This is a genomic window from Corynebacterium timonense, assembly GCF_900105305.1.
GTDB classification, from domain to species: domain Bacteria; phylum Actinomycetota; class Actinomycetes; order Mycobacteriales; family Mycobacteriaceae; genus Corynebacterium; species Corynebacterium timonense.
On sequence record NZ_LT629765.1, the window covers coordinates 441,090 to 467,883 of the forward strand.

Consider the following 26,794-nt stretch of genomic DNA (forward strand, 5'->3'; position numbering starts at 1 on the left):
CCGCATCCCCACCCAAACCCCGACTTCCAAACCCCGACTTATCGCCGTCGCCCCCGAGGCCCCCAAACCGGCCCGGCGAACAGTCGGGGTTTGAAAGTCGGGGTTTTCGGTGTCGGGCGAACCGCCGCATTAGCAAGAGTGGCGCCCCGCCGCGGTCTCGACACCGGCTAGACTCAACACTCACTATGACCTCACGCGCCACACAACCCCAGCCCAGCCGCCGGCCTCGTCGCAAAGCGACGGAGGTGCCGGTGGCCTCGCGTGACCGGGAGCGTGCGGAGCGGAAGAAAAAGAAGCGCACCGTGCCCTTCGAGGGGGACATCGTGAGCTTGGCTGTGATCATCGCGGTCGTGCTCCTGGTGCTCGTTGCCGTGGCCGTGCCGCTGCGCAACTACTACGAGGGGCGGAGTGAGATTGCGCGGCTTGAGGCGTCGATCCAGGAGCTGGAGCAGCGCAAGGCTGACCTGGAGGGGGACATCGCGAAGCACAGGGACGAGGAGTTCATCAAGCAGGAGGCGCGCCGGCGCCTGGGGATGATCGAGCCGGGGGAGACCGCGTGGCGGATCATTGACCCGCGGATGACGCACGGCGAGTCGATCACGACCGACGAGATCCCCGATACCCGGCCGTGGCCGCAGGTTATGCTCGACAGCCTGCGCGAAGTGCCGGAGTCCTGAGCGCTACTGCCCAATCAACGGTCCTAGCAACCGTCATGGAGGCGCCACAGCTGGCTGTGCGCAGCGCGCACAAATTGCTCCGCACCCGTCTGTTCTAATCTGCCTAGGACTTCCTTGACGGATAGGGCGGGGTTGCGCGTGGCTTCTGATTGGCGTTGGAGAGCCTGGATGACCAGGCGGGGGGCCAGGTCGAGTTGATTGGGGAGGAACTCGTCTCCGCTTTGAACGGAAAGCCCAAGTGCTGAGAGCCTGGATCGTGGAAAGTCCTTTATGTTGTCGGTCACTATGACGTCCGCGCGCCCACGAATGGCCGCGGCTACCACGTGGCGGTCGTTACCGTCGGGCAGGTCGACACACGCGATCAATTCCTGCCAGTCTGCCACCAGCGCGTCCTCGAAAGCCTCGTTCATCATGGTTGCTCTGTGCCGAGCTTTGTTATCTGCTTTCAACGACGGATGAATTTTTTCAATCGCGAAGGTAACTTCGTCGAGGATTCTGTCGCTCCAGAGCGGCCGATAGAGGCCGGCCTCAGCGAGCCGAAGTAGAGTATCGGCTTTCGTGATCGGGACAAGGACGCACGCGTCACGCAGTGCGCTGAACTTAGTCACGGTTGTTCTCGCTCAGCTGCTGGCGTGCCTCGCGTAGCGCGTCGTTGTATCTCAGCCCGTCAGTGTCGTACAGGCCGCTTTCCGAGGCTTCTGCAGTGAGGGCGTCGAGCGTCCTACGGCGCTCGTCCTGCTTTGCGGTTTGGTAGGCGACGATATCGCACAGCCGAATCCGCCGATGCCTTCCAGTCGGTGTACGCTCGAATGGGATTCTCTCACGTTCCAGCAGTTTGATTAGCGTTGGACGGCTAATCCCCAAAAAATTCGCGGCTTCTTGTGTGGTGAGGAGTTGGTCGACCGGAGCGACGGTGATCGCCTTGCCTAGACGCATCGCCTCGACTACGTCGCGGAGGACCGTGAACGCCTCTTCTGGGATTGGAACGTGCTGCCCGTCTGGGCCTAGTAAGACAGCGGGAGAGGGGTGCCGTTCAAGGAAAAGGCTGAGGTCAAGCATCGGTTCTAGGTCCGCCGAGGATAATACCGTGGTCTGCTCGAGGGGAGTGGCTTTGCGCGTCGTCATGGCATAACTATAGTCTCCAAAATCGAAAAAATCGAAAGAGAGAGAGATGTATACCACAGATTCTCGGGCAGGGTACGGGGAGCGTGTTCGCGGGTAACATCGCCACCATGACCGTCTCCCAGGAAGACCTCGACACCGTTGCGCAGCAGCTGGGCCGCGTCCCGCGCGGGGCGCTCGCCATCGCCTACCGCACGCCCGACGGGCAACCCGCGGTGGTCACGACCGCGCCCCGGCTTGACGACGGCACACCCTTTCCCACCCTCTACTACCTCACGGACCCCCGGCTGACCGCGGAGGCGAGCCGCCTGGAGGTCGCGCAGGTGATGAAATGGATGGAGTCCCGCTTGGCCACGGACGAGGCCCTGCAGGAGGATTACCGCGCAGCCCACGAGCACTACTTGGCCACGCGTAACGCGATCGGGGACTTGGGCACCGACTTCTCGGGCGGCGGCATGCCTGATCGGGTGAAGTGCCTGCACGTGCTCATCGCCTACGCGCTGGCGGAGGGGCCGCAGCGCGTTCGCCTCGGCACGGAGGCGGTGGCCTTGGCTGCCGGCCACGGCGGTCTGCGGGGCACGGCGCTGCCTCAGGACTGGCCGACACTGGACCAGCTTGGCATTACTCTCGACGAAGCAGGGGAGGGGTTGGCATGACAACGCCGTTGAGGGTCGCGGGCGTGGACTGCGGCACGAATTCCATCCGCCTGCTCATCAGCGAGGTGGCCCCGGACGGGTCGCTGCGCGAGATCACGCGCACGAACACGATCGTCCGGCTGGGGCAGGGCGTCGACGAGACCGGCAGGCTGCACCCGGACGCCATCGAGCGCACGCGCGTCGCGCTCGCCGACTACGTCCACGACATGCTCGACGCGGGGGTCACCCGGGTCCGCATGGTGGCCACCTCCGCCACGCGCGACGCTGCCAACAAAGAGGACTTCTTCGGCATGACGCGCGCCCTGCTCGGCCACGTTGAACTGGGTAAACACGCCGACGTGATCAGCGGCGAGGAGGAAGCGGCCCTGTCGTACGCGGGCGCAACGGCAGACCTCGGCGCCGACAAGGGGCCGTTCTGTGTCATCGACCTGGGAGGAGGATCCACGGAGTTTGTCACCCCCTCGGGCGCGGCGTCCACCCAGATGGGCTGCGTGCGCCTGACCGAGCGCTTCATGCGCTCCGACCCGCCCACGGCCGAGGAAACGGATCGAGCCCGCGCGTACGTCCGCGACACACTGGACGGTGTGGCCCCGCTGTTCGAGAACGTACGAACCTTCGTCGGCTGCGCCGGCACCTTCACAACGCTCTCCGCGCTCACCCAGAACCTGCCCAGCTACGACCCCGCGAGGATCCACCTGTCGCAGCTGCTTGTCGACGACCTCCTAGCCACCACCACAACCCTGCGCGCCCAGACTGCCGAGCAGCGCCGCGAAAGCCCAGTCATGCACCCCGGCCGCGCGGACGTCATCGCTGCGGGCGCCGTGGTGGTGGAGGAGGTGCTCGCGCTCGCCCGGGAACGCGCGGGGATAGACAGCATCGTTGTCAGCGAGAAGGACATCCTCGACGGGATCGTCACCAGCCTGCTGTAGGGGCCGCGGTCTAGTCTTCGTCGGGCTCTAAAATCTGATCCTGGCCCGCGCCGCGCTTGAGGTCCTTCACCTCGCGCATGCGCGGCTCGGGGTCGAGTTTGTTGGCGATGGCTTTGCGCCCGGAGCGCACAACTTGCTGGGTGACGGGGGAATTGACCACGGCGCGGGTGGCGTCGACGATCTGGTGGTAGCGCTTCCTACCCGCCTTCGTGCCGAACACGTACCCGGCGGCTGCGCCGACAACGAACTGAATCATGCGGACAATACTACCTAACGCCGCACGATACGGCCTCGCGGACAGTGTGGAGTGGGGCCAGCGGGGCTCGAACCCGCGACCAGCGGATTATGAGTCCGCGGCTCTAACCGACTGAGCTATAGCCCCCAATCAAAGCAAGCCGATTCTAGCGCGTGCGCGCGGCGGCGAGGAAACTGGGGCGGGAATCCTTCAGTCACGCGCCTAAACCACGTCAAAAATGCTGGTGAACCGACGATTTGGAGGTTGGTAGATAGCCTCGCTATAGTTACTCAACGTTGCAAGGGATTGCTTCACGACATTCCTCCATAGCTCAGTTGGCAGAGCATTCGACTGTTAATCGAAGGGTCACTGGTTCGAGCCCAGTTGGAGGAGCCGCCTGAAACCCCGCTTCGGTCAGAAGCGGGGTTTCGTGCTTGAACGGGTTTGCTTGTTTTGGTGGTCCTCTGAGGCTGATCGGGTCTTTTGAGCGCTGATTGTTAGATGTAATCGGTGACGATGGCGTTGTTTTGTTGGCGCGCCGGCTACGGTGACCGTCGCGCTCGTCGCGGCGGTTCTGACTGGGTCCGAACAGCTGCGCTCCCACTTCGTTGGCGTGGCCAGTAAGCAGGGGCTTATCGACGCCACCGTGACCTCCCTCACCGGCGCCATCGACCCCGCCCTCGCCGACGCGCTGGCCGCGGCCCCGGGCGTCGCGGTGAGCGAGTTGCCACCGCGCGTGCCGGAGGGCTTCGCCGTCGACCCCGGCTCGCCGGTGTTGCGGCGGGGCGTTCAGGCGGGCGTCGTCAGCCTGGCGAAGGGCTCCACTCTGGACACCGAGCTGCCCACGGTGAAAACCTCGAACCTGGTCAGCGTCGTCGACCCCGCGCTCGTCGCCGACGCCGTCGACGCCGCGCCGCGCCCCACGGTCATGCTGCGGATGGAGGGCGCGCCGGTGCAGGACCCGGCCGTGCTCGACGGGGTGCGAGCCGCGGCGGCCGCCGCCGACGTGCCGGTGGCGATGACCGAGCCCTTCAGCCGTCGCGCCGACACCGTGGCCATGGTGGAGCGGCTGCTCGCGAACACCCGGATGATGAGCCTCGTCGCGCTGGTCATCGCGCTGGTGGGCATCGCCAACACCGTCTTCCTGTCCTGGCGAGAGCGCCGCCGAGACCGCGCGTTGCTGAACACGCTCGGGTTGACGCCCCTGGGGAGCGCGGTTGTGATGGCAGTTGAGCTGCTGCTGCTGGCCGTGCCGGCGGCGGGCGTCGGGTGGCTCGTGGGGGAGTGGGCCGGTGGGTTTATTGTCGGGGTTGCGGTGGGGTGACGGGTTGACGGGCGTCCTGTTGTGGCGAAAAGCCTATCTACACCGCCGAGAAATAGCGCGAATGAGACTTTCGCAGGTGCCTTTCGCTCTCGCTGGCGACGGCGACGATTTCAGTGTCGGGGTCGTCATTCTCACGGTCGAGGCGGAGGCGCTCCGAAGTAGCTTTCCGGAACGAGTCGAAGGCAGTAACTTTGACGGTGCCGGTGCGACGCTGGTACTTGATCAAATAGGAGGTCATTTTATTGCCTACCTTTCCTGACTGATCCTCAAACGAGCTTGTCTTAACTCCGTATGCAGTGTACCCAGATTGTTACTCACGGTTGACTTCATTAGCTCAATTTCGTCGAAAGACGTGCCCGAAGCTAGATCGGCCGCAGTTTCGAATCGGTTGATCAGCGAAGACAGGGCGTGGAGCGATTGGATCACGTGTTCAGCCCCAGAAGGAACGGTTGCGCCCTCATGGAGGTATCGGATGTCCCTTCCGTAGATGTCCGCCGCTTCTTCGTACAGGTTGGCCCATTGTGATTGCAATGCCGTGCGAATTTGCATCTCTGCCCGCCCGGCAGCAGCCCTTATATGGAGGTGGATTGCTCGGTATCCAGAATGCGGAGAGGTGCGCAGGTCCCGGATATCAACACGACTGGCACCCGCGTTGGAAAACTCTTGGACAAATATTTCGGCGATTTTTGTTTGTTGGCTTAGGCTCACATCGCAGTCGAAGCGCAGGCCTGCGACATCTTGGATGTTAAGGAGCGGTGTGGTCTCCATCCGCACCAATTTTTGACGAAGCGTATCGGTTGTCTTGACGCGGGCGGTCAAAAGATAATTCTGAGTGTCAGGTGCAACCCCCTGCGCCGTTCCGGGAGTCAATGGAAGGATAAGGCTCTTTATCGTCTGATGCGCAAGCTGTAGTAGCTGGTCCAAGTACTCCGAATTGTACTCGAGGAACGATTCGATAAGATCGAGGTCACAATCGCCGCCGTCGCGCCAATTCTTTCCCTGCCTATTGACCGCATTTTTGGAAAATGGGGGACGCGCTTCTAGGAAGTGGCTGTTTAGCTCGGGACTGTCCATCATTTGCCTCGAAAAGTCTGCTTGTTCGGGGAGGAAGTTTTCGGAAGCGTTTTTCTGCTGTGCTTCTCACACTAATGCAAGCCGCACGGTGCCTCGTTCGATCTTCCTCGAAGAGTTGAGCGGCTGCCATACAGAGGCGGCTGCGGCTCGCGGGGCATCCTGTCGGGGCGACCACGCGCTTCGCTACCGCAGCGCTAGAACCCCGGAAAGATCACCTGATTCGTAGAACCGGCCTTGACCAGGGCGAGCTTCCTCGTGTCGAAGACGTAGACGTCGCCACCCGGCGCTGCGAAGCCGACGGCCTGCCCGTACTGGCGCCCGGTCAGCGGCGGGAGGTTTTTCCCGCGGCCGTCGGCCCCTTCCAGCACTTGATTCCCACCCAGTTTCGCTCGATGGCTACGGCTAGGGCGCTGGCTTCAGGCGGGGCGCATTCGGGCCGCGCAGCCCACGGAATTGTCATCGTTGTTGAAGGCGCTGTCGGCGTACGCGACGGGGGCGGATATCGCGGCCAATGAGACCAGGCTGGCAGAAAGTAGGGTGGTTTTTCGCATGGAGTGCTCCTGAATCATCGGTGTGAGCGTGTCTCTCCGCGATGCTAGGACAGGCCGCGCGCAGTGTCGCGCCACCTACGAGCCAGGGGAACGGCCGGGCGGCCTCGTCCACCCACGTACCCTGGCCCCCATGCGCATCCTCACCCACGACGACGTCCATGCTGCATTGACCCCGGCGGAGGCGGTCGACGCCCTCCGCCAGGCGCTGCGCGACGGCTACGACCCCGCCACCGACCAACCGCGCACGAAGGTGCCGTTGCACCGCGGCGAGATGCAGCTCCTGCCGTCGACGCTCCCGCGCGTCAGCGGCGTGAAGATCCTCGCGGTCCAACCGGAGGATCACGACCCAGCCCTGCCGCTCATCCAGGGCCAGTACCTGCTCATTGACGGCACCACGCTCACGCCGCTTTCGCTTCTTGACGGCACCGCCCTGACCACCCTGCGCACCCCCGCCGTCTCCCTCGCTGGGGTCACGGACTTCCTCCCGGGCGCCGTCTCGCCGCTCAAGGTGGTCATCATCGGCACCGGTGCGCAGGGGCGCGGGCACGCAGTGGCGGTGGAGTCTGTGGTGGGGGCTGAGGGGGCGTCGATAAGCTTTGTCAGCCGCACGGAAGCGGACCTCGGGCACCCCTGGCTGCGGGCGGGCTCGGCGGAGGCGGCTGCGGCGCTCAAGGCTGCGGACCTCGTCGTCTGCGCGACCACCGCGACCTCACTGATCCTTGCGCGTGACGACGTCCGCCCCGACGCCATCATCATCGCCGTCGGCTCCCACACCACCGACGCCCGCGAGCTCGCCTCCGACCTGATGGGCGCGGCGCACGTGATCGTCGAGGACGTGGACGCGGCGCTGCGTGAAGCGGGCGACGTCACCCTCGCCATCGGCGAGGGCGCGCTGGCTGCCTCCGACCTGATCCCCATGAAGGATGTGGTCACGGGCGCCGTTGAGCTCGGACGAGACCGGCCGATCGTGTTCAAGACCGTCGGCATGCCCTGGGAGGACCTAGTGGTGGCGGACGCGGTGTATCGCGCCTGAGAAACTTTCCGAACCCCCTTGTCGCACCCCTGGAGGGTGCGGTAAATTTCAGGGGCTACTCCCAGCCGCGCCGAGAAGAGGACCGATGACCAGCCAGCCGTTCCCGCCCGTTCCCCAGGAGTCGAACGAGCCCAACACTTTCCCGCCATCGGCGGGCGGCAGCTCGCGGGTGAACTTCGGTACGGAAAATCACTCCTACGTGGTGAACAACTACTACGCGGCTCCCCAGCCCTCCGCGATCCCGCCGCTGCAACCGCAGGTGTGGGCCGTGCCGCCGGTGGAGCGTGACTACAAAGGGCGCACGCGCGCGGCGGTGCGCAAGCGCCGGACGTGGGCTTGGGTGGGCCTGATCATCGGCGGGATGGTCATTTTCGGTTCGATCGTTGACTTTCGCGGAGTGCTGGAGACTCTCAGCGGACTCATGATCGGCGCCGCGATGGTCGTGCCGGGGGCGTGGTGGCTGCGCTGCGAGCGCCAGGATCGGCGGGCGCTCGCGGAGTGGGAGGAGCGCGTGGCGCGCAACCGGGAGCTCAAGCAGATGCTCGGCGGCGAGTATGACGCTGTCGTGCGCGGGATGGGCGAGGACCGTCGCCCGGCGCCGATGGACCGCAAGTGGCCGATCGTAGCCGCGCTCGCGGTGGCCCTGCTCATCGTCGGCGGGCTTGTGTAGGCTGCACGCAGCAGCGACGGGCAGTGTGCCGGAGCGGGACACCGGTGGGCCCCCGCTGAAAATGGAGGAGCCGCTTTCCCGGAACCGGCAACAGTGTTTGAACTCGGCGTGAGGGCGGCCGGCGGCGGCCGTCGAGGATCTCGAGGAGAGGGCGACGTCCGGCGGCCTTCGCAGTATCCTCATTCTCCTCGGCGGGGGCGCCGTGAGTGTCGAGGAGTCGGCTGGGCCCGTTAGCGTGGCGGGTGGATTACATGCAGACCGGGTTGGTATAAAACGCTTGGCCTTATACCAACCGGTTGATGCCCGCTGACCAGGAACAGGGCTGGTCATCAGGCACGTATTCTGCTACCGGGCCCTCGATTTCTAGAACAGGTTGCCCGACAGGCCCGGGAAGAGCACCTTGTTGGTGGCCCCCGCCTGGACGAGCGCGAGGCGCTTGGTGTCAAAGACGAAAATGTCACCGCCCGGGGCGGCGAAGACGACGATCTGGCCGTACTGGCGGACCGTGAACGGGCGGAGGTTCTCGGGGACGCCCTGCTGGCCCTGGTTCCAGCACTTCGCGCCGATGAAGTCGCGGGAGATGGTCACGGCGGGTTCGTTGGCGCCGGGTGGGGTGCATTCGGGCTGGGCGGCCCGTGCGCGCTCGTTGACACAGATGGTCACGCCGTCCTCGACGGTGTAGTGCTCGCAGCGCACCGAGGCGTCCTGGTTGTTGAAGGCGTGGCTGGCGTGGGCGGCAGGCGCGGCCGCCGCGGCGGCAGCGAGAAGGGTGGCGGGGATGACGGTGGATCGGCGCATGATGTCCTCCTGCGTAGACGTGGTGAGTCGGGTGCGCTGGCCAGTGTAATAAGTTGAGCGATGAATATGAGGAAACTATCAGTTAGTCGTTCCTTTTGGCGCGGCCGGTGGCGCGAACGGCCGCGAGCCGGCGCGACACGCGAGCTCGGAAACGTCAGGGGACACGTGCCGCGCTTAGGCGGAGCGAAACGGGGGCTGTGCCACCGAGTCACACAGAGGCGCACAGAGACGCGAAAAGGCGCACGGGCGAGAACGCCCGGGGCGGGGAATGCCCGGATGTTCTCGCCCGCGCGCCCTTTGGGGCGTCGCCAAGCTAGACCTCGTAATGCATGGGGGAGCCGGGCCCGAGCGGGATACCCAGGAAGTACCAGATGACAAAGAAGATGAACCAGCCGATGACCATGGTCAGCGAGTACGGCAGGGCGAGCGACATGAGGGTGCCCACGCCCGCCTTCTTGTAGTAGCGCTGCAGGAACGTCAGGGCCACAGCAAAGTAGGGCGACATCGGGGTGATGATGTTAGTGGGGGAGTCACCGATGCGGAAGAGCATCTGGGTGACCTCAGGGGCGATGCCGACGTACATCATCATGGGCACGACCACCGGCGCCATGAGCGCCCACTGGGCGGAGCCCGAGGTCAGGAACAGGTTGATCAGCGCAACCATGAGTACGAAGCCGGCGAAGAGCAGGACAACCGGCAAGTCCCAACGCTGGAGAAGCTCCGAGCCGCGGATCGCAATCCACGTGCCCAGGTTCGACCACTCGAACCAGGCAAGGAACTGGGAGACGGCGAAAAAGAGCACCAGCATGGGCAGCAGGGTCTTCAGGCCGGTCGCCATCATGTCCGGGATGTCGCCGGCGCTCGAGATCGTCTTGGTAATAAGGCCGTAGGTCAGGCCGCACAGGAAGAAGCCCAGCGCGATGGGCACAGCGATGTCCGTGATCAGCGGGGACTCCATGAAGCCCTCCTCCGGCGTCGACAGCGGCGAGGCCGGGACGAACAAGAGCAGGAAGAACACCGCGAGGAAAGCGAGGAACACCAGGCCGGTGGCTTTGAGCGCCTTGGACTCGGTGGGGGAGAGCTCGAGCTGGTCGTCGTCGGCGTCGTCTGGGCTATCGCTCTCGGTGGCGTTGGAGAAGGAGAGCTCGTCTTCGTCGATCGCGTCGTGGTCGACGATCTGGCGGGCCTTCTTATCCACGAAGAACTCGGTGATCGCGGTGATCAGCAGAGACAAAACGATCGCCGAGGGGATGACGAAGAAGATGTTCGCCAGGGGGGAGACGGTGTATTCCTCGTCGACAAGCTGGGCGGCGGAGGTGGAGATGCCGGCGAGCAGCAGGTCCGTGATGTTGAGGATCAGGGAGGCGTTGAAGCCCGCCGAGCTGGCGGCGAAGGCGACCATCGCGCCGACGATGGGGGAGCGGCCGACGGCGTAAAAGGCCATCGCACCCAGCGGGATGATGATGACGTAGATGGCGTCGGAGGCCACGGAGCCGGTCACGCCGGCCAGGGCGACCATGAAGGTGAGAATTTTCGGGCTGACCTTTGCCACCATGGCGCGGACCAGCGCCGACAGCATCCCGGTTTGCTCGGCGACTGCGACGCCGAGCATGACGGAGAGGATGACGCCGAGCGGCGGGAAGGAGATGAAGTTCTCCACCGCGTCCGTCACCATGCGGGAGATGTTGTCGGCGGTGAGCAGGGATTCGACCTCGACGGTCTCGCCCGAGCTCGGGTCTTCAGCGGACATGCCGGCGAGCGAGCCGATCCAGGAAACGACCGCGACGACGGCCGCGAGGATGACGAAGAGCCAGAACGGGTTCGGTAGTTTGTTGCCGATCTTTTCAACGGCCCCGAGGAAACCCGTGGAGTTGTTCTGCTCCTCTGTGCTGTTCTCTTTCAGGGACGTAGATTTTGCCATGGGTGTGCTTCCTGGTCGGGGTCAACGGGGCAAGCGCGGCCGCGGCGCGCGTTTGTTGCCCTCCACACTAAATGCCCGCGCGCGGAAAGTGTGACACCGGGCACCTTTTGGGGGCTGGGTAGTAAAGAAACGCTAGCGCAGCCGTAACATGTGCTGCTGAAAACCTGTAAGGCACCGTATTTCAGCGACCCCTAGGAGACCCCATGACCCTCGCCCGCCCCGGACGAATCCTCGGTTTCGCCCTCGCGCTGCTGGCCGTCGTCGCCCTCCTCTTCGCTGCGCTCTTCGTCGTCTGGCCGAAGCTGTTCGGAACGGGGGAGACCTCAATGAGCTCGGAGAGCCTCGGGGCCTCCTTCAACGACATCGCCGAGCTGAGCACCGAGGAGTACGTCTACTCCCGCGTGGGCAGCTTCGACCAGCAGGGCTTCCAGATAGCCGGGCGCACCGTCCCCTTCACGGGCCGCAACTTCCTGGTCACCTACGACGGCACCGTCAAGGCTGGCATCCGCAACGCCGAGCTCATCCAGGTCCGCGTGGATGACAACGCCCGCACCCTCAGCGTCATGACCCCGCACGCGGAGGTGCTCAGCTCGGCCATCTCCCCGGAAAGCATCGAGGTCTACGACCAGTCGATGAACCCGCTCAACCAGGTCCGCGTCCAAGACGTCTCCGCTTTCCTCGCCGAGCAGGAGCGCAACGCCGAGAACACCGCCGTCGAGCAGGGCCTTCTCGAGCGCGCCGACCGGCGCGTGGAGGAGCTGCTGCGCAGCCACGGCAAGGCGCTCACCGAGGGCACCGCGATGGCGGACTACACAGTCGAGGTGAATTGGAGGTAGGCCCGGTGGGGCGTCGATAAGCGCGGCCCTGGGTACACTCGCCGCGGTGGAGACGACCGAGATGACCTACCGCGTACTTGAGCTTATCGGTGTGTACCTGACCAGCCTTGTGGCGGGCGCCGTCGCGCGGAGGATGAATTTCGACATAGTCGGTTTCGCCCTTCTGGCCCTCATTTCTTCGCTTGCGGGAGGGGCGGTGCGCGACGTTCTCATCGATACTGGCCAGGTCGCAGCGCTGGCGAACCCCGCGTACATCTGGGTGGCGCTGGCGGGCGCCGCTACGGCCTTTGTCACCCGGTTCCACGGGCTGGCCTGGACGATGTTTCAGTACCACGCGGATATGGCCACCGTCGGCGTGTGGGCCGTGACGGGCTCCTCCAAAGCGCTGCTCGCCGGGGTCTCCCCGCTGGGATGCGTGCTCATGGGTCTGCTCACGGCGACGGGCGGGACCGTGGTTCGCGACATCATGATCGGGCGGGTCCCAGCCCTGTTGAAGAACCAGCAGGTCATGGCCATCCCCGCAGTCATCGCTTCCGTGCTAACTGTGGTCGGGTTCCGGCTCGGCCAGTACGACCTCGCGATGATCGGCAGCCCGATCGTCGCGTTCGCCATCGCCCTCGTCATCTACTGGGCGGGCTGGTACGTCCCCACTCGCCAGGACTTCGCCCCCGTCAACAATCTCGCGCGGCGCGTGCGGAGTTCGTTCAGTGGCACAGAGAACGCCGCGCACCGCGTCGCCCGTGACATCGAACCGGGCCGGGTCCGGAGGTGGCGCCACAACAAAATGCGCCAGGCCGAGGAAGACGACGACGGCGGCCGCTAGCATCGGGCGCATGGACCTGACCCCGTACCTTGAGAGCTGGCCCGCCGACAACGTCTCCGCCGCCCTCGTCGGCCGCACCGAGGCGAGCTACGGCGACGAGTCCCGCGTCTACGAACTCGCCAGCGTGACCAAGCTGCTCTCCACCTACGCCGTCCTCCTCGCCGTCGAGGAGGGGGCATTTTCGCTTGACGACGCCCTCGGCCCCCGCCCCTCCACCATCCGGCACCTGCTGGCCCACACGAGCGGCATCGGCTTTGACACCCGCGAGCCCCAGAAGCCGGTCGGGGAACGACGCATCTACTCCTCGGCGGGCTTCGAGATGCTCGCGGAGCACCTGGAGCAGGAGGCCGGCATGGCGTTCGGCGACTACGTGCGCGAGGGGGTCTTCGAGCCGCTGGGGATGGGCACCGCCGAGATCTACGGCTCGGCGGGGCACGGCGGGAGGGCGTCGCTCAGCGATATGCGCGCTTTCGCCGCAGAGCTCGTGCACCCGAGGCTGCTGGCAGAGGAGACCCTGCGCGAGGCGATGAGCCCGCAGTTCGGCGACGTGCGCGGCGTGGTCCCCGGCTACGGCATGCAGAAACCCTGCCCCTGGGGGCTCGGGTTTGAGATCAGGGGCTCGAAGGAGCCCCACTGGACGGGCGAGAACATGCCCGCCGAGACCGCCGGGCACTTCGGCATGGCCGGAGCCTTCGTCTGGGTGGTGCCGGCGTGGGTGGACGGCCCGCGCGCGGGGACTGCCATGGTCGTGCTGACCGACCGCGACTTCGGCGAGTGGGCGAAACCGCTGTGGCAGGAGACGAATACGGCACTCTTCGACGCTTTGTGAGTCAGCCCCGGGGGTACCATGACCGCATGACAACGATCCCCGCCGCCGGCGAGAAGCTCCCGCAGCGCCAGGTCTGGCCCCTCATGCTGGCCCTGCTCTCCGCAGTCTTCGCCTTCCAGCTCAATGCCTCCATGCTCGCGCCCGCCCTGGCCACTATGGAGGTGGAGCTGAACGCCACCACCGCCGAAATCGGGCTGACCCAGACGGCCTTTTTCACCTCGGCAGCCCTGTTCTCCCTGTTCATGCCGCGCTGGGGCGACCTCGTTGGCCGGCGCAAGGTGCTCGTGGGCATGATGCTGCTCACCGCCGTGGGCTCGGTCGTGGCGGCGCTGGCGCCGAACGTGACGGTGTTGTTCATCGGCCGCGTCATCCAGGGAGTGTCCGGCCCGACCGTCGCCCTGACCTCCGTCATGCTGCGCCAGGCGGTGCGCGAGGAGAAGCAGTTCGCCTTGCTCATCGGGGTGCTTACCTCGATCAACGGCGGCATCGCGGGCGTCGACGCCCTGCTCGGCGGCTGGCTCACCGACAGCTTCGGCTTCCGCGCGGTGTTCTGGTTCATCGGCGCCGTGGCCCTTCTTGCCGCGGTGTGCACGCGCTTCGGCCTGGCCGAAAACGCCGCGCTGACCACGCACCCGATGGACTGGAAGGGCGTCGTGCCGCTCGTCGTGGCCGTCGGCGTCATTCTCACGGCGCTCAACGAGGCTGGCCAGCTCGAAGCCGCCAACTGGTTCCTCGTCGCGGTGCTCATCCTCGTCGGCGTGGTGGCGCTCGTGGTGTTCTGGCGGTTCGAGGACTCTAGCGCCCACCCGCTCGTCTCCACCGACCTGTTGCGACAGCGCCGCACCTGGGGCCTGTTGGCCACCACGACGCTCACCATGACCGGCATCTTCGCCGTGATGAACGGCCTCGTGCCCAACCTCGCGCAAGACGACGTCAACGGGCCCGGACTGTCCGCCGCCGAGGTGTCCTGGTGGACGCTGACCCCGTACGCCATCGCCGGCCTGATCTTCGGCCCAATCTCCGGCTACATCGCGGGGCGCATCGGGTACAAGGCCATGCTGCAGATCGGCATCGCCGGCGCGGTCGCCTCCGTCGTGTTCGGCATTGTGGTCGTGGACAACCCGACCCCGGCGCTGCTGCTTGCGGTCTCCATCGCGGCGGGTATTACCTACGCGGGTATCGCCAACATCATGCTCGGCTCTCTCGGCGTCGTGCTTGCCCCGAAGAGCAACCAGGGTTACCTGCCCGGCATGAACGCCGGGGCGTTCAACCTGGGCGCGGGGATCTCCTTCACCGTCATCTTTGCCGCCGCGACGACCTTCCAGGCCGCCGAGGGCGGCTACAAGGCGGGCATGATCACCGGTCTCGTGCTGCTCGTGTTCGCCCTCGCGGCCTCCTTCCTCATCCCGCGCCCGGAGACCATCCCCGACACCCTCGCCGCCGAGGGGCGCTAAGCCCATGCACCACGTCATCATTGACTGCGACCCCGGCCACGACGACGCCGTCGCTCTTCTGCTCGCCGCGGGCCACCCGGCCATCGACCTGCTCGGGGTGACCACCGTCGGGGGCAACCACACCCTGGGCAACGTCACGCGCAACGCCCGCCAGGTGCTCACGCTCGCTGGGCGTAGCGACGTCCCCCTCCACGCCGGCGCCTCCCGCCCGCTGCTGCGCGCACCCGAGACCGCCGCCGCGATCCACGGTGACACCGGCATGACGTTGCACGGCTACGAGCTTCCCGAGCCCGCCGTCCCCGTACGCGAGGGGCACGCGGTGCACTACATCATCGACACAATCATGGGCCGCGAGCCGGGAACCGTCACCCTCGTAGCCATCGGCCCGCTGACGAACATCGCGCTGGCCGTGCGGCTGGAGCCGCGCATCGTCGGCCGGGTGCGCGAGATAGTCCTCATGGGCGGCGCGTACGGCACCGGCAACCGAACGGCCTCGGCTGAGTTCAACATCGCCGCCGACCCCGAGGCCGCGCAGATTGTTTTCCGCGAGCGCTGGTCAGTGACGATGGTCGGGCTCGATCTGACCCACCAGGCGCTGGCCACGCCCGAGGTGGAAAAGCGCTTCGCCGCACTCGGTACCTCCGCGGGGGACTTCCTCGTCGCGCTCATCGGGGCGTTTCGGGCCAACTACCGCGACGCGCAGGGGTTCCCCGACCCGCCGGTGCACGACCCGTGCGCGTTGGCGTACCTCATCGACCCCGCCGTCGTGGGGACGGTGCGGGTTCCTGTGGACGTCGAAACGCGCGGCGACCTCACCGCGGGCCGCACCGTCGCCGACTTCCGCGCACCCGCGCCCGCGGACTGCCACACACAGGTGGCCACGACGCTGAACCCGGAGCGCTTCTGGGACCTCGTCGTTGAGGCCGTTCGCGCGCTGGGGGAGTAACCTCCGCTGCATGCTCGCCCTGCTCGTCGCCATCACCGTCGGCGCTATCATCCCCATCCAGTCCGCCGCGAACACGCGGCTGAGGCTGAGCGTAGGCGACAAGCCGCTGGTCTCCGCGTTGATTTCCTTCAGCCTGGCGCTGGCCGTGAGCATCGTGGCCACGACGGCGCTGCAGGGCAACCCCATCCCGGATCTCGCCGCGGCCTCCGGCGCCGGCTGGTGGGTCTGGCTCGGCGGCGTGATGGGGGTGTGCTTCATCGTGGGCAACATCCTGCTCTTCCCGCGCATCGGCGCCGTGCAGACGATGGTTTTGCCCATCCTCGGCCAGCTCGTGATGGGGCTCCTCGTGGACCGGCTCGGCCTGTTCGGCGCCCCGGTGCACAGCGTCACCCCGGGCCGCCTGATCGGTGCCCTCGTCGTCCTCGGCGGTATCGCGCTCGTGCTCAACATCGGGCGCGCCGCGGGCCCCGCCCAGGCGGCGGGCCCGCAGGTGTGGGCGTGGCGCGCTCTCGGCGTGGCCATCGGGATGGGCTCGGCGACGCAGACCACGGTCAACGGAGTGCTGGGCACGATGGTCGGCTCCTCGCTGCACGCCGCGGAGGTCAACCTCTTCGTCGGCGCGGTGCTGTTGCTGGTTCTGGTGTGCGCGTCCAGCCCGCGCCAGCTCGGTCGGGCCCCGCAGCCCGGCCCGTGGTGGATGTGGCTCGGCGGCGTCGTCGGCGCGACGTTCGTCATTGCGGGGGCGACGCTCGCGCCGGTTCTGGGGACGGCGACGACCGTCATCGCCTTCAACGCGGGCACGATCCTCGGCGGGCAAGTCATGGAGTCCGTCGGGGCGTTCGGGGCGCGGAAGCGCCCGCTCGACGCGCGGCGCGTGGCGGGCCTCGTGCTCGTGTTCGCGGGCGTGCTCATGGTGCGGCTGCTGTAGCGCGAAGAGTCAATCTCAACCCCAGCTTGAGTAAATAGGGGGATCAACCAGCGCTTGAGGGTTGTCGGTGGTGCGGGAGTGAAGCAAGATCGTCTGCGAGCCAAGCAACGCTCACTGAGGTCGTAGGGGAAGACGAACCTCGTCTCGTACCGCGCTCGCCCGATCCGCTCGGCTCGTCACCGAGGCCGGGCAGGGTTGCGTGGTGCGCCGCTTACTGAACGATCAGGAAGGTCCCCGCATGACAATCACTCTGGCTGCCCCTGCCACCGTCACGGCCGTGTTCAGCATCGATGGGATGCCGAGGGGCGCGCGGTGGGACGTCGAGAAGCTCCTATGCTCCCTGCCCCCGGCCCCTGTGGTGGAACCACTCGTCGACGAATGGGACACCGCGTGGTTCACCCGCTGGCAGCGCACGCCCGAGGGCTACTCCTGCCGCGAGATCCTCCACGCGCCGCTGGCAGATGTGCGTGATTTCGAGCACGCCCTCGATGTATTAGCAGGTGAGCATGGGTTCGTGGCGAGGGTCGACATACGCTCCTACCATGGGCGACATGTCTGATGCATATCGCGTACAAAACCCGGTAAACAACAAGGTCATCGAGTCCTTCGACTTCATCACAGACGAGCAGCTAGACAAGGCCCTCGCCGACGCCGACGAGGCGTTTCGCTCCTGGCGCGAGACCAGCTACGAGCAGCGCGGTGAGCTACTGCGCACGGTCGCCTCGCTTTTCGACGCCAACCGCGACCGCCTCGCCAGCATCATCACCGAAGAGATGGGCAAGCCGCTCAACCAGAGCAACAGCGAGATCGACGACGTGGTAGACATCTTCACCTACTACGCCGACCACGGCGCCGAGCTGGGCGCCGACGAGCCCATCGAGCACGAGGGCGGCACGGCCGTCCTGCGCCGCGTGCCACTGGGCGTGCTCGTGGGCGTGATGCCGTGGAACTTCCCCTACTACCAGGTCGCACGCTTCGCCGGGCCGAACATCATGGCGGGCAATACCGTGCTGCTCAAGCACGCGGAGATCTGCCCGCGTTCCTCCCAGGCCATCCAGGACATCTTCGAGGAAGCCGGCGCGCCGACGGGCGTGTTCACCAACATTTACGCTGACCACGACCAAATTTCTACCCTCATCGCCGACAAGCGCGTGCAGGGGGTGAGCCTCACCGGATCCGAGCGCGCCGGCCGCGCCGTCGCGGCCACCGCGGGCGAGAACCTGAAGAAGGCGGTGCTCGAGCTCGGCGGCACCGACGCCTACATCGTCCTCGACGCCGAGGACATCGACGAGGCCGCTCAGACCGCCTGGAAGAAGCGCATCGCCAACACCGGCCAGGCGTGCACCTCCAACAAGCGCATCATCGTCATGGACGACATCTACGATGACTTCGTTGCCGCCATGGTGCGCATCGCCGAGTCCTTTACCGAGGGCGACCCGGCCAACCCGGGCAAGGGCGAGTACTACCCGCTGTCCTCCCGCGGCGCCGCGGAGAAGCTGCACGAGCAGGTCCAGGACGCCGTCAAGGCTGGGGCTACCCTCCACACCGGCGGGGAGCTCACCGGCGAGGGCGCCTACTTCACCCCGGCCGTGCTCACCGACGTGCCGGTCGGCTCCGAGTCCTACTACGAGGAGTTCTTCGGCCCCGTCGCCGAGATCTACAAAGTCAGCTCCGACGACGAGGCCATCGAGCTGGCGAACGACTCCAACTACGGCCTGGGCGGCGCCGTCTTCTCCTCCGACGTCGAGCGCGCCCGCCGCGTGGCCAACCGCGTCGAGACCGGCATGATCCACATCAACATCCCGCAGGCGGGCGGCGCCGAGCTGCCGTTCGGCGGCGTGAAGAACTCCGGCTTCGGCCGCGAGCTCGGCCCGCTGGGTATGGATGAGTTCGTGAACAAGCAGCGCTTCTACGTGGCGGAGTAGCCACTGCGGCTAGGCGGGTTCGTTGTCGGCGAGCCACTCCACGAGCTCGCCCACCGTCGTCCCGGGGGTGTAGGCGGATTCGTCTGCGCGTACGCCGAACTCCTCCTCGGCGCGGACGGCGAGCTCGATCCGGTCCAGCGAGGACACCCCAAGCTCGTCGAGAGTCGCGTCGGGGGTGACCTCCGCGTCGGTGAATCGCCCGATGAGCTCCGCGAGACGCCCAGCGACCGAGGTGTCCGCCGCCGGCTCCTCGTGTGTGAGGTTGAGCGCGTCAAAGTTAAGTCGTTGGGAGAGCTCCATGCGCCCACTATATACACTGGACACCATGCCTCCGCCGCGCTCGCCACTGCGCTACGACCGCACTGGCACCACGCCGCACGACGGCCTCGACATCCGCTGGTACGAGCGCGGCCCAGAAGAGGCCGAGATCACCGTGCTCTACGTTCACGGATTCAACATCTCCTCCGCCGAGTTTGTCCTGCAGGTGGAGGCGCTTTCTGCGCTGCCGGTTCGCCAGCTGCTCGTGGACCTGCGCGGACACGGCGGAACCGGCCCCGCCCCGCCGCACATGTGCCAGGTCGACGACGCCGCCGACGATATCCGGGAGGTGCTGCGCGACCGCGGCGTCGCGGGACCCCTCATCGTCGTGGGGCACTCGCTGGGCGGGCCTGTATCGCTGTCTTTGATGCGTCGCTACGCGCACGAGCTCGACCTCGCGGGCGCCGTGCTCATCTCTGCGGCCGTTGAGCCCTTCGCCGAACAGGGCATGCCCCAGGTTCTTGCGGGGTGGGTCGGCTCCCTGCTCGAGGGGCTGTACGAGGCGTCCCCCCGCCTCATGAAGCGCCTCCTCGCCCTGGGGACCCGGCTGCTCGTGCCCGTTCTCGCCTGTGGCTTCTACTTCCGGCCCGTCGGCTACGCGGTGGTGAAGTTCCACGCCGCTATGATCCAGCGAACGCCCCTGGACACCTATGCCGGCTACTTCGACGACCTCCTCGAGCACTCTGAGCTCGGTGCCGCCGACGTCCTGGCGACGATCCCCGGCTACATTCTCGTCGGCTCCCACGACGCCGTCGCCCCGATCTCGCAGTCCACGAAGCTGCACGAAATCTGGCCCCGCGCCTACCTCCAGATCCTGCCCGAAAGCGGACACATGCCGCCTTTCGACGCCCCCGGCGCCGTCTCCACCGCCATCGAACGCCTGGTAAGAATGACCGCATGCCAGAATCGGGGGAGCGAGCACTCGTCACACGCGTAGCGGCGGTGTGCCGCACCGCCGTCGTCACAGGTCCCGCAGCCGCGCTTGTGCACGGCCTGCCGACCTTGGACCGCGTCAGAAGCGTCGACCTCGTCCTCCCGGGCTCAACGCGGGCGCCCAGCGCGCGCACGTGGCCGGAGCACGTCACGTACCGCAACGGCTTGCTCCGGCCCGACGACATCACCACCGTCGACGGCATCCGCGTCACCAGCACGCTACGCTGCGCCTTTGACACCAGCAGGTACTACAGCCCCCTGTCCGCGCTTGTTGTCCTCGACGCTGCCCGCTTCCGCCGCCCCGACGTGACCACTGAGCAGCTCCTCGAGCTCACGAGCGCCCTTCCGCGCGCCCACGGCCGCGGCGCGTTCCGGCGTGTGGTTGAGCAGTCGACTGTGACGTCGCAAAGCGTGCTCGAAACCCTTGGCCGCCACGCCATCATCGAGGCGCGCCTGCCTGGCGTGCGCTCCATCGTCGGCCAAGCTCCGTTCGAGTACTACGACCTGGCGACCAGGCCGCTCATCGGCAAGGTCGACCTGCTCATCAACGGCTTCATCTGCGTCGAGCTCGACGGCCGCGCCAAATACACCAGCGACTACGTCACCGCCGAGGAGCGCTTCCGCGAGAAACAGCTTCTGAACAGGGGCTACCTCCTCCTCCGCGCCGGTTGGCGAGACGTCTGGAACGGCTTCCTCGTCCGGTGGGTCGCCAACGCCACCTCCCGGATGCGGTACCTGTGCGAGGACCCCAACGACGGCAACGTCCCGCCTCCCATCGGCGACGGCGAGATCCTCACCCGCCGCGGGTTGTACAGCTAGCTTCTCGACGCCACACTGCCCCCGCGTCTTGTCTGCTCGACTGTAAGGAATCGCGTGCTGGGGTTGTGGTGCTTGCGGTGTCGTGGCGTCGAGTAGCCCTGCTCGACCGCGGGGAATGCCGTCCTGGGGCCGTGGCGCGAGCGTCTTGTCTGCTCGACCGTAAGGAATCGCGTGCTGGGGTTGTGGCGGGGACGGCGCCGTAGCGTCGAGTAGCCCTGCTCGACCGTAAGGGATCGCGCGCTGGGGTTGTGGCGGGGACGTCTGGTCTGCTCGACCACAAGGAATCGCGTCCTGGGGCCGTTGCGCGGGCGCCTTGTCTGCTCGACCGCAAGGAATCGCGTGCTGGCGTTGTGGCGCGAGCGTCGTCGTGGCGTCGAGTAGCCCTGCTCGACCGCAAGGAATCGCGTCCTGGGGCCGTTGCGCGGGCGTCTTGTCTGCTCGACCGCAAGGAATCGCGCGCTGGCGTTGTGGCGCGAGCGTCGTCGTGGCGTCGAGTAGCCCTGCTCGACCGCAAGGAATCGCGTCCTGGGGCCGTTGCGCGGGCGTCTTGTCTGCTCGACTACAAGGAATCGCGCGCTGGGGTCGTGGCGCGAGCGTCGTCGTGGCGTCGAGTAACCCCGCTCGACCGCAAGGAATCACGTGCCGCAGGCGGGGCGCACAAAAAGCCCCCGCCGAGAGTGAACTGCTCCCCATTAGTTGGACTGAGAAATCAGTTGCTAACAACTAGTGGGGAGCATGTTCTTTGAGAGCACGTAGTTCGCTGAGTGAAGTTCAGCGTGAGCAGTTAGTCGACCTTTTCGAGCAGGGAATGGGTTCCCACGCCGCTTCTCGTGTTGTCGGTGTCTCGAGGGATGCAGCGCGCTGCCTCTATCGCCGTTTCCAACTACGTGGCAGGCTATGTCTCGTGGAGAAACCGAACAAGCAGCGCTACTCCTTCGAGACGAAGAAGGAGGTTGTGGAACGTCATCTGGCCGGTGAGTCGAAGATGGATCTTGCCCGAAAGTTCAATCTTTCATCCGACCAACTCGTCAAGGACTGGGTGATTAAGTGGCGCAAAGGCGGCGACGAGGCTCTGCGCCCGAAGCCGAAGGGCAGGCCGAAAGGTTCAGGCAAACCGAAGGTGCTTTCTGAGGAAGAAAAGCTTCGCTGCCAGGTTGAACGGCTGGAAGCGGAAATCGCCTACTTAAAAAAATTGCGGGACTTGAGGAACCAGGGACACGCCTAAAAGCCCAGGCGATCGTCATCCTCAAGTCACACCACCGCTTGGAGTACCTCCTGGATGCGGCCGGTATGGCACGCTCGACATTCTTCTACCACCAGAAACGACTCACCGCACCGGATAAACATGCCGAGCTCAAACAGGCGATCCGGGACAGTTTTAAGCGCAACAAACACCGCTACGGCTACCGGCGGGTACTGCTCGACCTTCGTAACCAAGGTTGGATAGTCAACCACAAACTTGTCTTAAAGCTCATGCGTGAGATGGGCTTGAAAGCCAAGATCCGCCAGCGCAGGCCCTACATCTCCTACACAGGCACAACCAGTCACATCGCCGAGAACACACTCGAGCGCAACTTCACCCCGGATAAACCCAACTCTGTTTTCGTCAGCGACGTCACCGAGTTCAAGGTCGCCGGCCGCAAGGTGTATCTCTCACCGGTGATGGACCTGTTCGACCGCGCAATCGTCGCCCACACAGTGGCCACATCGCCAACCACAGCCTTGACCTCGGCCTCGTTGGCGCAGGCGATCGAAGCGTGTGCTCCAAAGCCGGGCTGGATGATCCACACCGATCAAGGATTCCAATACCAGCACTCATCCTGGCGCACCCTGATTAGCCAGCACCATGGAGTCCAGTCAATGTCACGCAAAGGCAATTGCTACGACAACGCAGTCATGGAGAACTTCTTCGGCCACCTGAAAACCGAAATGTTCCACGGAGAAGTCTTCGACACCATCGAGCAATTCACCGCCGCGGTCGACGAGTACATCCAGTGGTACAACACGCAACGACTCCAACAACGACTCAAGGGCCTGACCCCGATGCAATACCGGAATCAGACCCTTGAAACCCTAACCGCCTAGAATTAAACCAGTCCAACTTTCGGGGGCCAGTTCAGAGGGGCGGGGGCACGACGGTGCGCGGGGGCTACTCGCCCGAGCCGCCGTTGGGGTTGGTGGCGGTCGGGTCGTCGATGGCGAGGTCGCGGGCGGCCTGCGCGGCGACGTCCATGTCGATCTTGCCGTCGTTGGCCAGCCCCATAAGGGCGGCGACGACCATGGATTCGGCGTCGATGTTGAAGTAGCGGCGGGCCGCCTCGCGGGTGTCGGAGAAGCCGAAGCCGTCGGCGCCGAGCACGATGTACTGGCCCGGGACGTAGGGGCGGATCTGCTCGTGCAGGTCGGTGGCGAAGTCGGAGGTGGCGACGTACGGGCCGGAGGTCTGCTTGAGCTGGGTGGTGGCGAAGGGCTCGCGGACGTCGGCGCCCGGGTTCTGCAGCTTCTCCTTGTTCAGCGCCGCCCCGTCGCGGGCGAGCTCGACCCAGGAGGTGACGGAGTAGATCGAGGCGCCGACGTTGTAGTCCTCCTCGAGGATCTCCTTGGCGCGCAGCGCGTGGCGCATGCCCGTGCCGGAGGCGAGGAGGGAGACCTGCAGGTCCTTGTCCTCGCCGCGCTGGTAGAGGTAGATGCCGCGGTGCAGGCCCTCGACGTCGAGGTCGGCGGGGCGCTCGGGCTGATGGGTGGGCTCGTTGTAGACGGTGATGTAGTACATCACGTTTTCGCCGCCGTCGGGGCCGTACATGCGCTCGATGCCCTTGGTGATCAGGTAGGGCATCTCGTAGGCGAAAGCCGGGTCGTAGGTGACCACGGCTGGGTTGGTGGAGGCGAGGATCGGCGAGTGGCCGTCCATGTGCTGGAGGCCCTCGCCGAAGAGGGTGGTGCGGCCGGCGGTCGCGCCGATGATGAAGCCTCGGGCCATCTGGTCGCCAGCGGCCCAGAAGTTGTCGCCGGTGCGCTGGAAGCCGAACATCGAGTAGAAGATGTACATCGGGATCATCGGCTCGCCGTGCGTCGCGTAGCTCGTGCCGGCGGCGATGAAGGAGGCGGACGAGCCGTCCTCGCTGATGCCCTCGTGAAGGATCTGCCCGTCGACGGCCTCGCGGTACGACAGCTGCAGGTCGTGGTCCACGGGGGTGTAGTTCTGGCCCACCGGGTTGTAGATCTTCAGGGTGGGGAACCACGAGTCGAGGCCGAAGGTGCGGGCCTCGTCGGGGATGATGGGCACGATGCGTTTGCCAATCTCCTTGTCGCGCATGAGTGCGCGGAAAGCGCGCACGAGCGCCATCGTGGTGGCTACCTCCTGCTTGCCGGAGTCTTTGAAGTTGGCCTTGAAGGTCTTTTCAAAGTCGGGCAGCTCGAGCGGGGTGAAGGACTCGCGGCGCTCGGGGAGGTACCCGCCGAGCTCCTTGCGGCGCTCCTTGAGGTACGTGATCTCCTCCGCGTCCTCGCCGGGGTGGTAGTAGGGCGGGAGGTAGGGGTCGCGCTCGAGCTCTTCGTCGGAGATCGGGATCTCCTGCTTGTCGCGGAAGAGCTTGAGGTCGTCGAGGGTGAGGTTCTTCATCTGGTGGGTCGCGTTGCGGCCCTCGAAGTTGTGGCCGAGGCCATAGCCCTTGACGGTGTGGGCGAGGATGACGGTGGGCTTGCCCTTGGTTTCCAGGGCGCGCTGGTACGCGGCGTAGACCTTGCGGTAGTCGTGGCCGCCGCGGCGCAGGGCCCAAATTTCGTCGTCGCTCATGTCCTCGACGAGCTTGAGGGTGCGCGGGTCGCGCCCGAAGAAGTGCTCGCGGACGTAGGCGCCGTCGTTGGCCTTGAAGGTCTGGTAGTCGCCGTCCTTCGTGGTGTTCATGATGTGGACGAGGGCGCCGTCTTCGTCCTTCTCCAGCAGTGCGTCCCACTCGCGGCCCCACACGACCTTGATGACGTTCCAGCCGGCGCCGATGAAGAAGGCTTCGAGCTCCTGGATGATCTGGCCGTTGCCGCGGACGGGGCCGTCGAGGCGCTGGAGGTTGCAGTTGACCACGAAGGTGAGGTTGTCCAGGCCGTAGAGGGCGGCCATGTGGAGCAGGCCGCGAGACTCCGGCTCGTCCATTTCGCCGTCGCCAAGAAACGCCCAGACGTGCTGCTTGTCCGTGTCCTTGATGCCGCGGTCCTGCAGGTATTTGTTGAAGCGCGCCTGGTAGATCGCGTTCATCGGGCCGAGGCCCATGGACACGGTGGGGAACTCCCAGAAGGCGGGCATGCCGTGCGGGTGCGGGTAGGAGGGCAGGCCACCCTGCGGGCGGGAGTGCTCCTGGCGGAAGCCGTCGAGGTCGTCCTCGCTCAGGCGGCCCTCGAGGAAGGCGCGGGCGTACATGCCGGGGGAGGCGTGGCCCTGGAAGAAGATCTGGTCTCCGCCCTGCTCGGCGTTCTTGCCGTGGAAGAAGTGGTTGAAGCCGACCTCGTAGAGGGCGGCGGCGGACGCGTAGGTGGAGATGTGGCCGCCGACCTTGACGCCGGGGCGCTGCGCGCGGTGGACCATGATGGCGGCGTTCCAGCGCATCCAGCGGCGGTAGCGCTTCTCGATCTTCTCGTCGCCCGGGAAGTCGGGCTCCATCGTCGTGGGGATGGTGTTGACGAAGTCGGTGGACGACAGCGCGGGCAGCGGGACGCGCTTCGCGGAGGCGCGTTCGATGAGGCGGAGCATGAGGTAGCGTGCGCGCTCGGGGGAGGAGGAGTCGAGCAGCCCGTCGAAGGAGTCCATCCATTCCCGGGTCTCTTCGGGGTCCTGATCGTGCAGGTAGGAGGCCACACCCTCCCGAATCGAAGGGATGTTGGATTCCCGGTCGTTGCCGTAGGGATCCTTCTCGCCGAGGTCGTAATCAGCCACGTTGAAACCTCCGTACTTAGGGCTTTTTACATGTCACTGCCGAGAATACCCGCGCGCGGCGCGCTCGGCGGGTTATCATCTTCGGGTATCAAGTACCTGATGTTCATCAAGGAGGACAAACACGTGGGCGCCGCGGGTGTCGACAGCTACGTAGACCGTCTGGGAATTCGCCGGGACAGCATCGTTCAGGAGATCGGCTGGGATGAGGATGCGGATTCCACCATTTCAGAGGCCATCGAGGACGTCATCGGGCAGCCGCTTCTCGACGAAGACACGGACGAGCTTTGCGACGTCGTCCTCCTGTGGTTCCGCACCGACGACGGCGACCTCGTGGACGCGCTGATGGACGCCGGCCGCAACCTCGGCGATGGCGGGCGCATCTGGCTGCTCACCCCCTCGGCCACCAAGCCGGACGCTGTCCACCCCGGCGACATCTCTGAGTCCGCGCAGCTAGCGGGGCTTGTCCAGACGAGGGCAGACCGCCTTGGCGAGTGGCAGGGCTCCTGCCTCACCGCGGCGGGAACCAAAAAGTAGAGGGGTGTGGTGCTACGCCCCCGCACCGTGGTAGGGTTTCGGGGCGCGCGCCGTTAGCTCAGCTGGAAGAGCAACTGGTTTACACCCAGTAGGTCGGCGGTTCGAGCCCGTCATGGCGCACAAAGTTTTTGTACACGGGCCTCGACCCCATCATTGCCGGGAGCAGCGGCGAGGTCGTAGGAGACGTCGATGACGTCCCACGGCCCGATGCGCAGCCGCGCCGAACCGGCGCGGCGCGAGCCGGGGTCGGGAAACACCACGAACTCGGTGAGCGTCGTTCCGTAGAAGGCACAGATGGCGGCGGCGAGCGCCTCGGGGGCGACGCCGACGAGGAGGGGCTCACCGTCCGGGTCGGTAGCTGCGGCTAGGGCGCTCAGTGGCGCGGCGCGGAAGGGGGCAGGGTCGTCGCTGAGCGCGTCCTCGACGTCCCCGATTTCGACGTCGGGGGCGGGGGTGATGCCGGCCCCGCGCAAAGCGGCCAGGCCGGACTCGAGAAGAGAGTGGTCGGAGGGGGAAAACATGGGCACCTCGT

The 26,794-nt window shown here is 65.9% G+C and carries 28 protein-coding genes, 3 tRNA genes and 1 pseudogene; 20 read left to right on the forward strand and 12 right to left on the reverse strand.

Annotation, left to right across the window (positions count from 1 at the left end; genetic code table 11):
* The first annotated feature begins 185 nt into the window (after positions 1-185).
* Complete coding sequence (locus tag BLT81_RS02200) at positions 186-677, forward strand: septum formation initiator family protein (RefSeq protein ID WP_051011407.1); 492 nt, start codon at positions 186-188, stop codon at positions 675-677.
* A 23-nt stretch (positions 678-700) separates the two neighbouring features.
* Here the strand turns inward: BLT81_RS02200 and BLT81_RS02205 are convergent, their stop codons facing one another.
* Positions 701-1,285 carry a PIN domain-containing protein gene (locus BLT81_RS02205; protein WP_019193190.1) on the reverse strand — a complete coding sequence of 195 codons (585 nt, stop codon included), beginning with the start codon at positions 1,283-1,285 and terminating at the stop codon, positions 701-703.
* Positions 1,278-1,802 carry an excisionase family DNA-binding protein gene (locus BLT81_RS02210; RefSeq protein ID WP_019193189.1) on the reverse strand — a complete coding sequence of 175 codons (525 nt, stop codon included), beginning with the start codon at positions 1,800-1,802 and terminating at the stop codon, positions 1,278-1,280. Before BLT81_RS02210 ends, BLT81_RS02205 begins: the two co-directional genes overlap by 8 nt.
* Before the next feature lie 107 nt (positions 1,803-1,909).
* Here BLT81_RS02210 and BLT81_RS02215 point away from each other — a divergent pair, with 107 nt between their 5' ends.
* Complete coding sequence (locus tag BLT81_RS02215) at positions 1,910-2,455, forward strand: DUF501 domain-containing protein (RefSeq protein WP_040420826.1); 546 nt, start codon at positions 1,910-1,912, stop codon at positions 2,453-2,455.
* Entirely contained in the window at positions 2,452-3,384 is a 933-nt protein-coding gene (locus BLT81_RS02220; RefSeq protein WP_019193187.1) for a Ppx/GppA phosphatase family protein, read from the forward strand. The genes BLT81_RS02215 and BLT81_RS02220 overlap by 4 nt, the downstream gene beginning before the upstream one ends.
* Positions 3,385-3,394: 10 nt before the next feature.
* Here BLT81_RS02220 and BLT81_RS02225 read toward each other — a convergent pair whose 3' ends face one another.
* Positions 3,395-3,640, reverse strand: a complete 246-nt coding sequence (locus BLT81_RS02225; protein ID WP_019193186.1) for a hypothetical protein — start codon at positions 3,638-3,640, stop codon at positions 3,395-3,397.
* Between the two features lie 52 nt (positions 3,641-3,692).
* Positions 3,693-3,766: transfer RNA gene (locus BLT81_RS02230), tRNA-Ile, on the reverse strand.
* A 173-nt stretch (positions 3,767-3,939) separates the two neighbouring features.
* On the opposite strand from BLT81_RS02230, the gene BLT81_RS02235 reads away from it, so the two are divergent.
* Together BLT81_RS02235 and BLT81_RS02240 are read left to right on the forward strand one after the other, a co-directional pair.
* Positions 3,940-4,012: transfer RNA gene (locus BLT81_RS02235), tRNA-Asn, on the forward strand.
* 154 nt (positions 4,013-4,166) lie between these two features.
* Positions 4,167-4,943 carry an FtsX-like permease family protein gene (locus BLT81_RS02240; protein ID WP_019193185.1) on the forward strand — a complete coding sequence of 259 codons (777 nt, stop codon included), beginning with the start codon at positions 4,167-4,169 and terminating at the stop codon, positions 4,941-4,943.
* Positions 4,944-4,980: 37 nt separating this feature from the next.
* Here BLT81_RS02240 and BLT81_RS02245 read toward each other — a convergent pair whose 3' ends face one another.
* The 3 genes from BLT81_RS02245 to BLT81_RS12535 form a co-directional block, all read right to left on the reverse strand.
* Positions 4,981-5,181: a hypothetical protein gene (locus tag BLT81_RS02245; RefSeq protein WP_019193184.1), complete on the reverse strand. Its 201-nt coding sequence runs from the start codon at positions 5,179-5,181 to the stop codon at positions 4,981-4,983.
* A gap of 8 nt (positions 5,182-5,189) precedes the next feature.
* The gene (locus BLT81_RS02250) at positions 5,190-6,020 is read right to left on the reverse strand and encodes a hypothetical protein (protein WP_019193183.1); all 831 of its coding nucleotides are present in this window, start codon (positions 6,018-6,020) and stop codon (positions 5,190-5,192) included.
* A gap of 191 nt (positions 6,021-6,211) precedes the next feature.
* Positions 6,212-6,385: a hypothetical protein gene (locus BLT81_RS12535; RefSeq protein WP_019193182.1), complete on the reverse strand. Its 174-nt coding sequence runs from the start codon at positions 6,383-6,385 to the stop codon at positions 6,212-6,214.
* A gap of 313 nt (positions 6,386-6,698) precedes the next feature.
* Between BLT81_RS12535 and BLT81_RS02255 the strand changes: the two genes are divergently transcribed.
* Both BLT81_RS02255 and BLT81_RS02260 read left to right on the forward strand, forming a co-directional pair.
* Positions 6,699-7,601, forward strand: coding sequence for an ornithine cyclodeaminase family protein (locus BLT81_RS02255; protein WP_019193180.1), 903 nt, complete (start codon positions 6,699-6,701; stop codon positions 7,599-7,601).
* An 85-nt stretch (positions 7,602-7,686) separates the two neighbouring features.
* A complete protein-coding gene (locus BLT81_RS02260) occupies positions 7,687-8,271 on the forward strand; it encodes a hypothetical protein (RefSeq protein WP_019193179.1) in 585 nt (194 codons plus the stop codon).
* Between the two features lie 363 nt (positions 8,272-8,634).
* Here the strand turns inward: BLT81_RS02260 and BLT81_RS02265 are convergent, their stop codons facing one another.
* Positions 8,635-9,069 carry a hypothetical protein gene (locus BLT81_RS02265; RefSeq protein ID WP_019193178.1) on the reverse strand — a complete coding sequence of 145 codons (435 nt, stop codon included), beginning with the start codon at positions 9,067-9,069 and terminating at the stop codon, positions 8,635-8,637.
* A gap of 313 nt (positions 9,070-9,382) precedes the next feature.
* Complete coding sequence (locus BLT81_RS02270; RefSeq protein ID WP_019193177.1) at positions 9,383-10,990, reverse strand: AbgT family transporter; 1,608 nt, start codon at positions 10,988-10,990, stop codon at positions 9,383-9,385.
* A 203-nt stretch (positions 10,991-11,193) separates the two neighbouring features.
* On the opposite strand from BLT81_RS02270, the gene BLT81_RS02275 reads away from it, so the two are divergent.
* The 8 genes from BLT81_RS02275 to BLT81_RS02310 all read left to right on the forward strand — a co-directional run bounded on the left by BLT81_RS02275 (position 11,194) and on the right by BLT81_RS02310 (position 18,731).
* The gene (locus BLT81_RS02275; RefSeq protein WP_019193176.1) at positions 11,194-11,826 is read left to right on the forward strand and encodes a DUF4230 domain-containing protein; all 633 of its coding nucleotides are present in this window, start codon (positions 11,194-11,196) and stop codon (positions 11,824-11,826) included.
* Positions 11,827-11,872: 46 nt separating this feature from the next.
* A complete protein-coding gene (locus BLT81_RS02280; protein ID WP_019193175.1) occupies positions 11,873-12,649 on the forward strand; it encodes a TRIC cation channel family protein in 777 nt (258 codons plus the stop codon).
* 10 nt (positions 12,650-12,659) lie between these two features.
* Entirely contained in the window at positions 12,660-13,478 is an 819-nt protein-coding gene (locus BLT81_RS02285) for a serine hydrolase domain-containing protein (RefSeq protein ID WP_019193174.1), read from the forward strand.
* Positions 13,479-13,504: 26 nt separating this feature from the next.
* Positions 13,505-14,932, forward strand: a complete 1,428-nt coding sequence (gene uriT / locus BLT81_RS02290; RefSeq protein WP_019193173.1) for a uridine transporter UriT — start codon at positions 13,505-13,507, stop codon at positions 14,930-14,932.
* A gap of 4 nt (positions 14,933-14,936) precedes the next feature.
* Entirely contained in the window at positions 14,937-15,878 is a 942-nt protein-coding gene (uriH, locus tag BLT81_RS02295) for a uridine-preferring nucleoside hydrolase UriH (RefSeq protein ID WP_019193172.1), read from the forward strand.
* Between the two features lie 10 nt (positions 15,879-15,888).
* Positions 15,889-16,806, forward strand: coding sequence for a DMT family transporter (locus tag BLT81_RS02300; RefSeq protein WP_019193171.1), 918 nt, complete (start codon positions 15,889-15,891; stop codon positions 16,804-16,806).
* A 238-nt stretch (positions 16,807-17,044) separates the two neighbouring features.
* Positions 17,045-17,365: a hypothetical protein gene (locus BLT81_RS02305; RefSeq protein ID WP_019193170.1), complete on the forward strand. Its 321-nt coding sequence runs from the start codon at positions 17,045-17,047 to the stop codon at positions 17,363-17,365.
* On the forward strand, positions 17,358-18,731 hold the full coding sequence (locus tag BLT81_RS02310; protein WP_040420815.1) for an NAD-dependent succinate-semialdehyde dehydrogenase: 1,374 nt from the start codon (positions 17,358-17,360) through the stop codon (positions 18,729-18,731). Before BLT81_RS02305 ends, BLT81_RS02310 begins: the two co-directional genes overlap by 8 nt.
* A 9-nt stretch (positions 18,732-18,740) precedes the next feature.
* Here BLT81_RS02310 and BLT81_RS02315 read toward each other — a convergent pair whose 3' ends face one another.
* A complete protein-coding gene (locus tag BLT81_RS02315) occupies positions 18,741-19,031 on the reverse strand; it encodes an acyl carrier protein (RefSeq protein WP_019193168.1) in 291 nt (96 codons plus the stop codon).
* Between the two features lie 25 nt (positions 19,032-19,056).
* On the opposite strand from BLT81_RS02315, the gene BLT81_RS02320 reads away from it, so the two are divergent.
* The 3 genes and pseudogenes from BLT81_RS02320 to BLT81_RS02330 all read left to right on the forward strand — a co-directional run bounded on the left by BLT81_RS02320 (position 19,057) and on the right by BLT81_RS02330 (position 22,886).
* Positions 19,057-19,986, forward strand: coding sequence for an alpha/beta fold hydrolase (locus tag BLT81_RS02320; protein WP_019193167.1), 930 nt, complete (start codon positions 19,057-19,059; stop codon positions 19,984-19,986).
* The gene (locus BLT81_RS02325; RefSeq protein WP_051011406.1) at positions 19,947-20,801 is read left to right on the forward strand and encodes a hypothetical protein; all 855 of its coding nucleotides are present in this window, start codon (positions 19,947-19,949) and stop codon (positions 20,799-20,801) included. The genes BLT81_RS02320 and BLT81_RS02325 overlap by 40 nt, the downstream gene beginning before the upstream one ends.
* Positions 20,802-21,631: 830 nt before the next feature.
* Positions 21,632-22,886, forward strand: a pseudogene (locus BLT81_RS02330) (IS3 family transposase).
* A 64-nt stretch (positions 22,887-22,950) separates the two neighbouring features.
* On the opposite strand, the gene aceE reads toward BLT81_RS02330, so the two are convergent.
* The gene (gene aceE / locus BLT81_RS02335) at positions 22,951-25,728 is read right to left on the reverse strand and encodes a pyruvate dehydrogenase (acetyl-transferring), homodimeric type (protein WP_019193165.1); all 2,778 of its coding nucleotides are present in this window, start codon (positions 25,726-25,728) and stop codon (positions 22,951-22,953) included.
* A gap of 99 nt (positions 25,729-25,827) precedes the next feature.
* Between aceE and BLT81_RS02340 the strand changes: the two genes are divergently transcribed.
* Together BLT81_RS02340 and BLT81_RS02345 are read left to right on the forward strand one after the other, a co-directional pair.
* A complete protein-coding gene (locus tag BLT81_RS02340) occupies positions 25,828-26,262 on the forward strand; it encodes a DUF3052 domain-containing protein (RefSeq protein ID WP_019193164.1) in 435 nt (144 codons plus the stop codon).
* Between the two features lie 47 nt (positions 26,263-26,309).
* Positions 26,310-26,382: transfer RNA gene (locus BLT81_RS02345), tRNA-Val, on the forward strand.
* Here BLT81_RS02345 and BLT81_RS02350 read toward each other — a convergent pair.
* Positions 26,373-26,783 carry a hypothetical protein gene (locus BLT81_RS02350; RefSeq protein WP_081582813.1) on the reverse strand — a complete coding sequence of 137 codons (411 nt, stop codon included), beginning with the start codon at positions 26,781-26,783 and terminating at the stop codon, positions 26,373-26,375. The two genes, BLT81_RS02345 and BLT81_RS02350, sit on opposite strands and share 10 nt — an antisense overlap.
* Between the last annotated feature and the right edge of the window lie 11 nt (positions 26,784-26,794).

What these genes read in the sequence shown, in the direction of transcription:
- BLT81_RS02250 (WP_019193183.1), bottom strand. Translation starts at nt 6,020, where the DNA reads ATGATGGACAGTCCCGAGCTAAACAGCCACTTCCTAGAAGCGCGTCCC.
- BLT81_RS02225 (WP_019193186.1), bottom strand. Translation starts at nt 3,640, where the DNA reads ATGATTCAGTTCGTTGTCGGCGCAGCCGCCGGGTACGTGTTCGGCACG.
- BLT81_RS02285 (WP_019193174.1), top strand. Translation starts at nt 12,660, where the DNA reads ATGGACCTGACCCCGTACCTTGAGAGCTGGCCCGCCGACAACGTCTCC.
- BLT81_RS02275 (WP_019193176.1), top strand. Translation starts at nt 11,194, where the DNA reads ATGACCCTCGCCCGCCCCGGACGAATCCTCGGTTTCGCCCTCGCGCTG.
- BLT81_RS02310 (WP_040420815.1), top strand. Translation starts at nt 17,358, where the DNA reads ATGTCTGATGCATATCGCGTACAAAACCCGGTAAACAACAAGGTCATC.
- BLT81_RS02260 (WP_019193179.1), top strand. Translation starts at nt 7,687, where the DNA reads ATGACCAGCCAGCCGTTCCCGCCCGTTCCCCAGGAGTCGAACGAGCCC.
- BLT81_RS02200 (WP_051011407.1), top strand. Translation starts at nt 186, where the DNA reads ATGACCTCACGCGCCACACAACCCCAGCCCAGCCGCCGGCCTCGTCGC.
- BLT81_RS02325 (WP_051011406.1), top strand. Translation starts at nt 19,947, where the DNA reads ATGCCAGAATCGGGGGAGCGAGCACTCGTCACACGCGTAGCGGCGGTG.
- uriH (WP_019193172.1), top strand. Translation starts at nt 14,937, where the DNA reads ATGCACCACGTCATCATTGACTGCGACCCCGGCCACGACGACGCCGTC.
- BLT81_RS02350 (WP_081582813.1), bottom strand. Translation starts at nt 26,783, where the DNA reads ATGTTTTCCCCCTCCGACCACTCTCTTCTCGAGTCCGGCCTGGCCGCT.
- BLT81_RS02305 (WP_019193170.1), top strand. Translation starts at nt 17,045, where the DNA reads ATGACAATCACTCTGGCTGCCCCTGCCACCGTCACGGCCGTGTTCAGC.
- BLT81_RS02315 (WP_019193168.1), bottom strand. Translation starts at nt 19,031, where the DNA reads ATGGAGCTCTCCCAACGACTTAACTTTGACGCGCTCAACCTCACACAC.
- BLT81_RS02255 (WP_019193180.1), top strand. Translation starts at nt 6,699, where the DNA reads ATGCGCATCCTCACCCACGACGACGTCCATGCTGCATTGACCCCGGCG.
- BLT81_RS02245 (WP_019193184.1), bottom strand. Translation starts at nt 5,181, where the DNA reads ATGACCTCCTATTTGATCAAGTACCAGCGTCGCACCGGCACCGTCAAA.
- BLT81_RS02215 (WP_040420826.1), top strand. Translation starts at nt 1,910, where the DNA reads ATGACCGTCTCCCAGGAAGACCTCGACACCGTTGCGCAGCAGCTGGGC.
- BLT81_RS02270 (WP_019193177.1), bottom strand. Translation starts at nt 10,990, where the DNA reads ATGGCAAAATCTACGTCCCTGAAAGAGAACAGCACAGAGGAGCAGAAC.
- BLT81_RS02340 (WP_019193164.1), top strand. Translation starts at nt 25,828, where the DNA reads ATGTTCATCAAGGAGGACAAACACGTGGGCGCCGCGGGTGTCGACAGC.
- BLT81_RS02265 (WP_019193178.1), bottom strand. Translation starts at nt 9,069, where the DNA reads ATGCGCCGATCCACCGTCATCCCCGCCACCCTTCTCGCTGCCGCCGCG.
- uriT (WP_019193173.1), top strand. Translation starts at nt 13,505, where the DNA reads ATGACAACGATCCCCGCCGCCGGCGAGAAGCTCCCGCAGCGCCAGGTC.
- BLT81_RS02210 (WP_019193189.1), bottom strand. Translation starts at nt 1,802, where the DNA reads ATGACGACGCGCAAAGCCACTCCCCTCGAGCAGACCACGGTATTATCC.
- BLT81_RS02320 (WP_019193167.1), top strand. Translation starts at nt 19,057, where the DNA reads ATGCCTCCGCCGCGCTCGCCACTGCGCTACGACCGCACTGGCACCACG.
- BLT81_RS02220 (WP_019193187.1), top strand. Translation starts at nt 2,452, where the DNA reads ATGACAACGCCGTTGAGGGTCGCGGGCGTGGACTGCGGCACGAATTCC.
- BLT81_RS02300 (WP_019193171.1), top strand. Translation starts at nt 15,889, where the DNA reads ATGCTCGCCCTGCTCGTCGCCATCACCGTCGGCGCTATCATCCCCATC.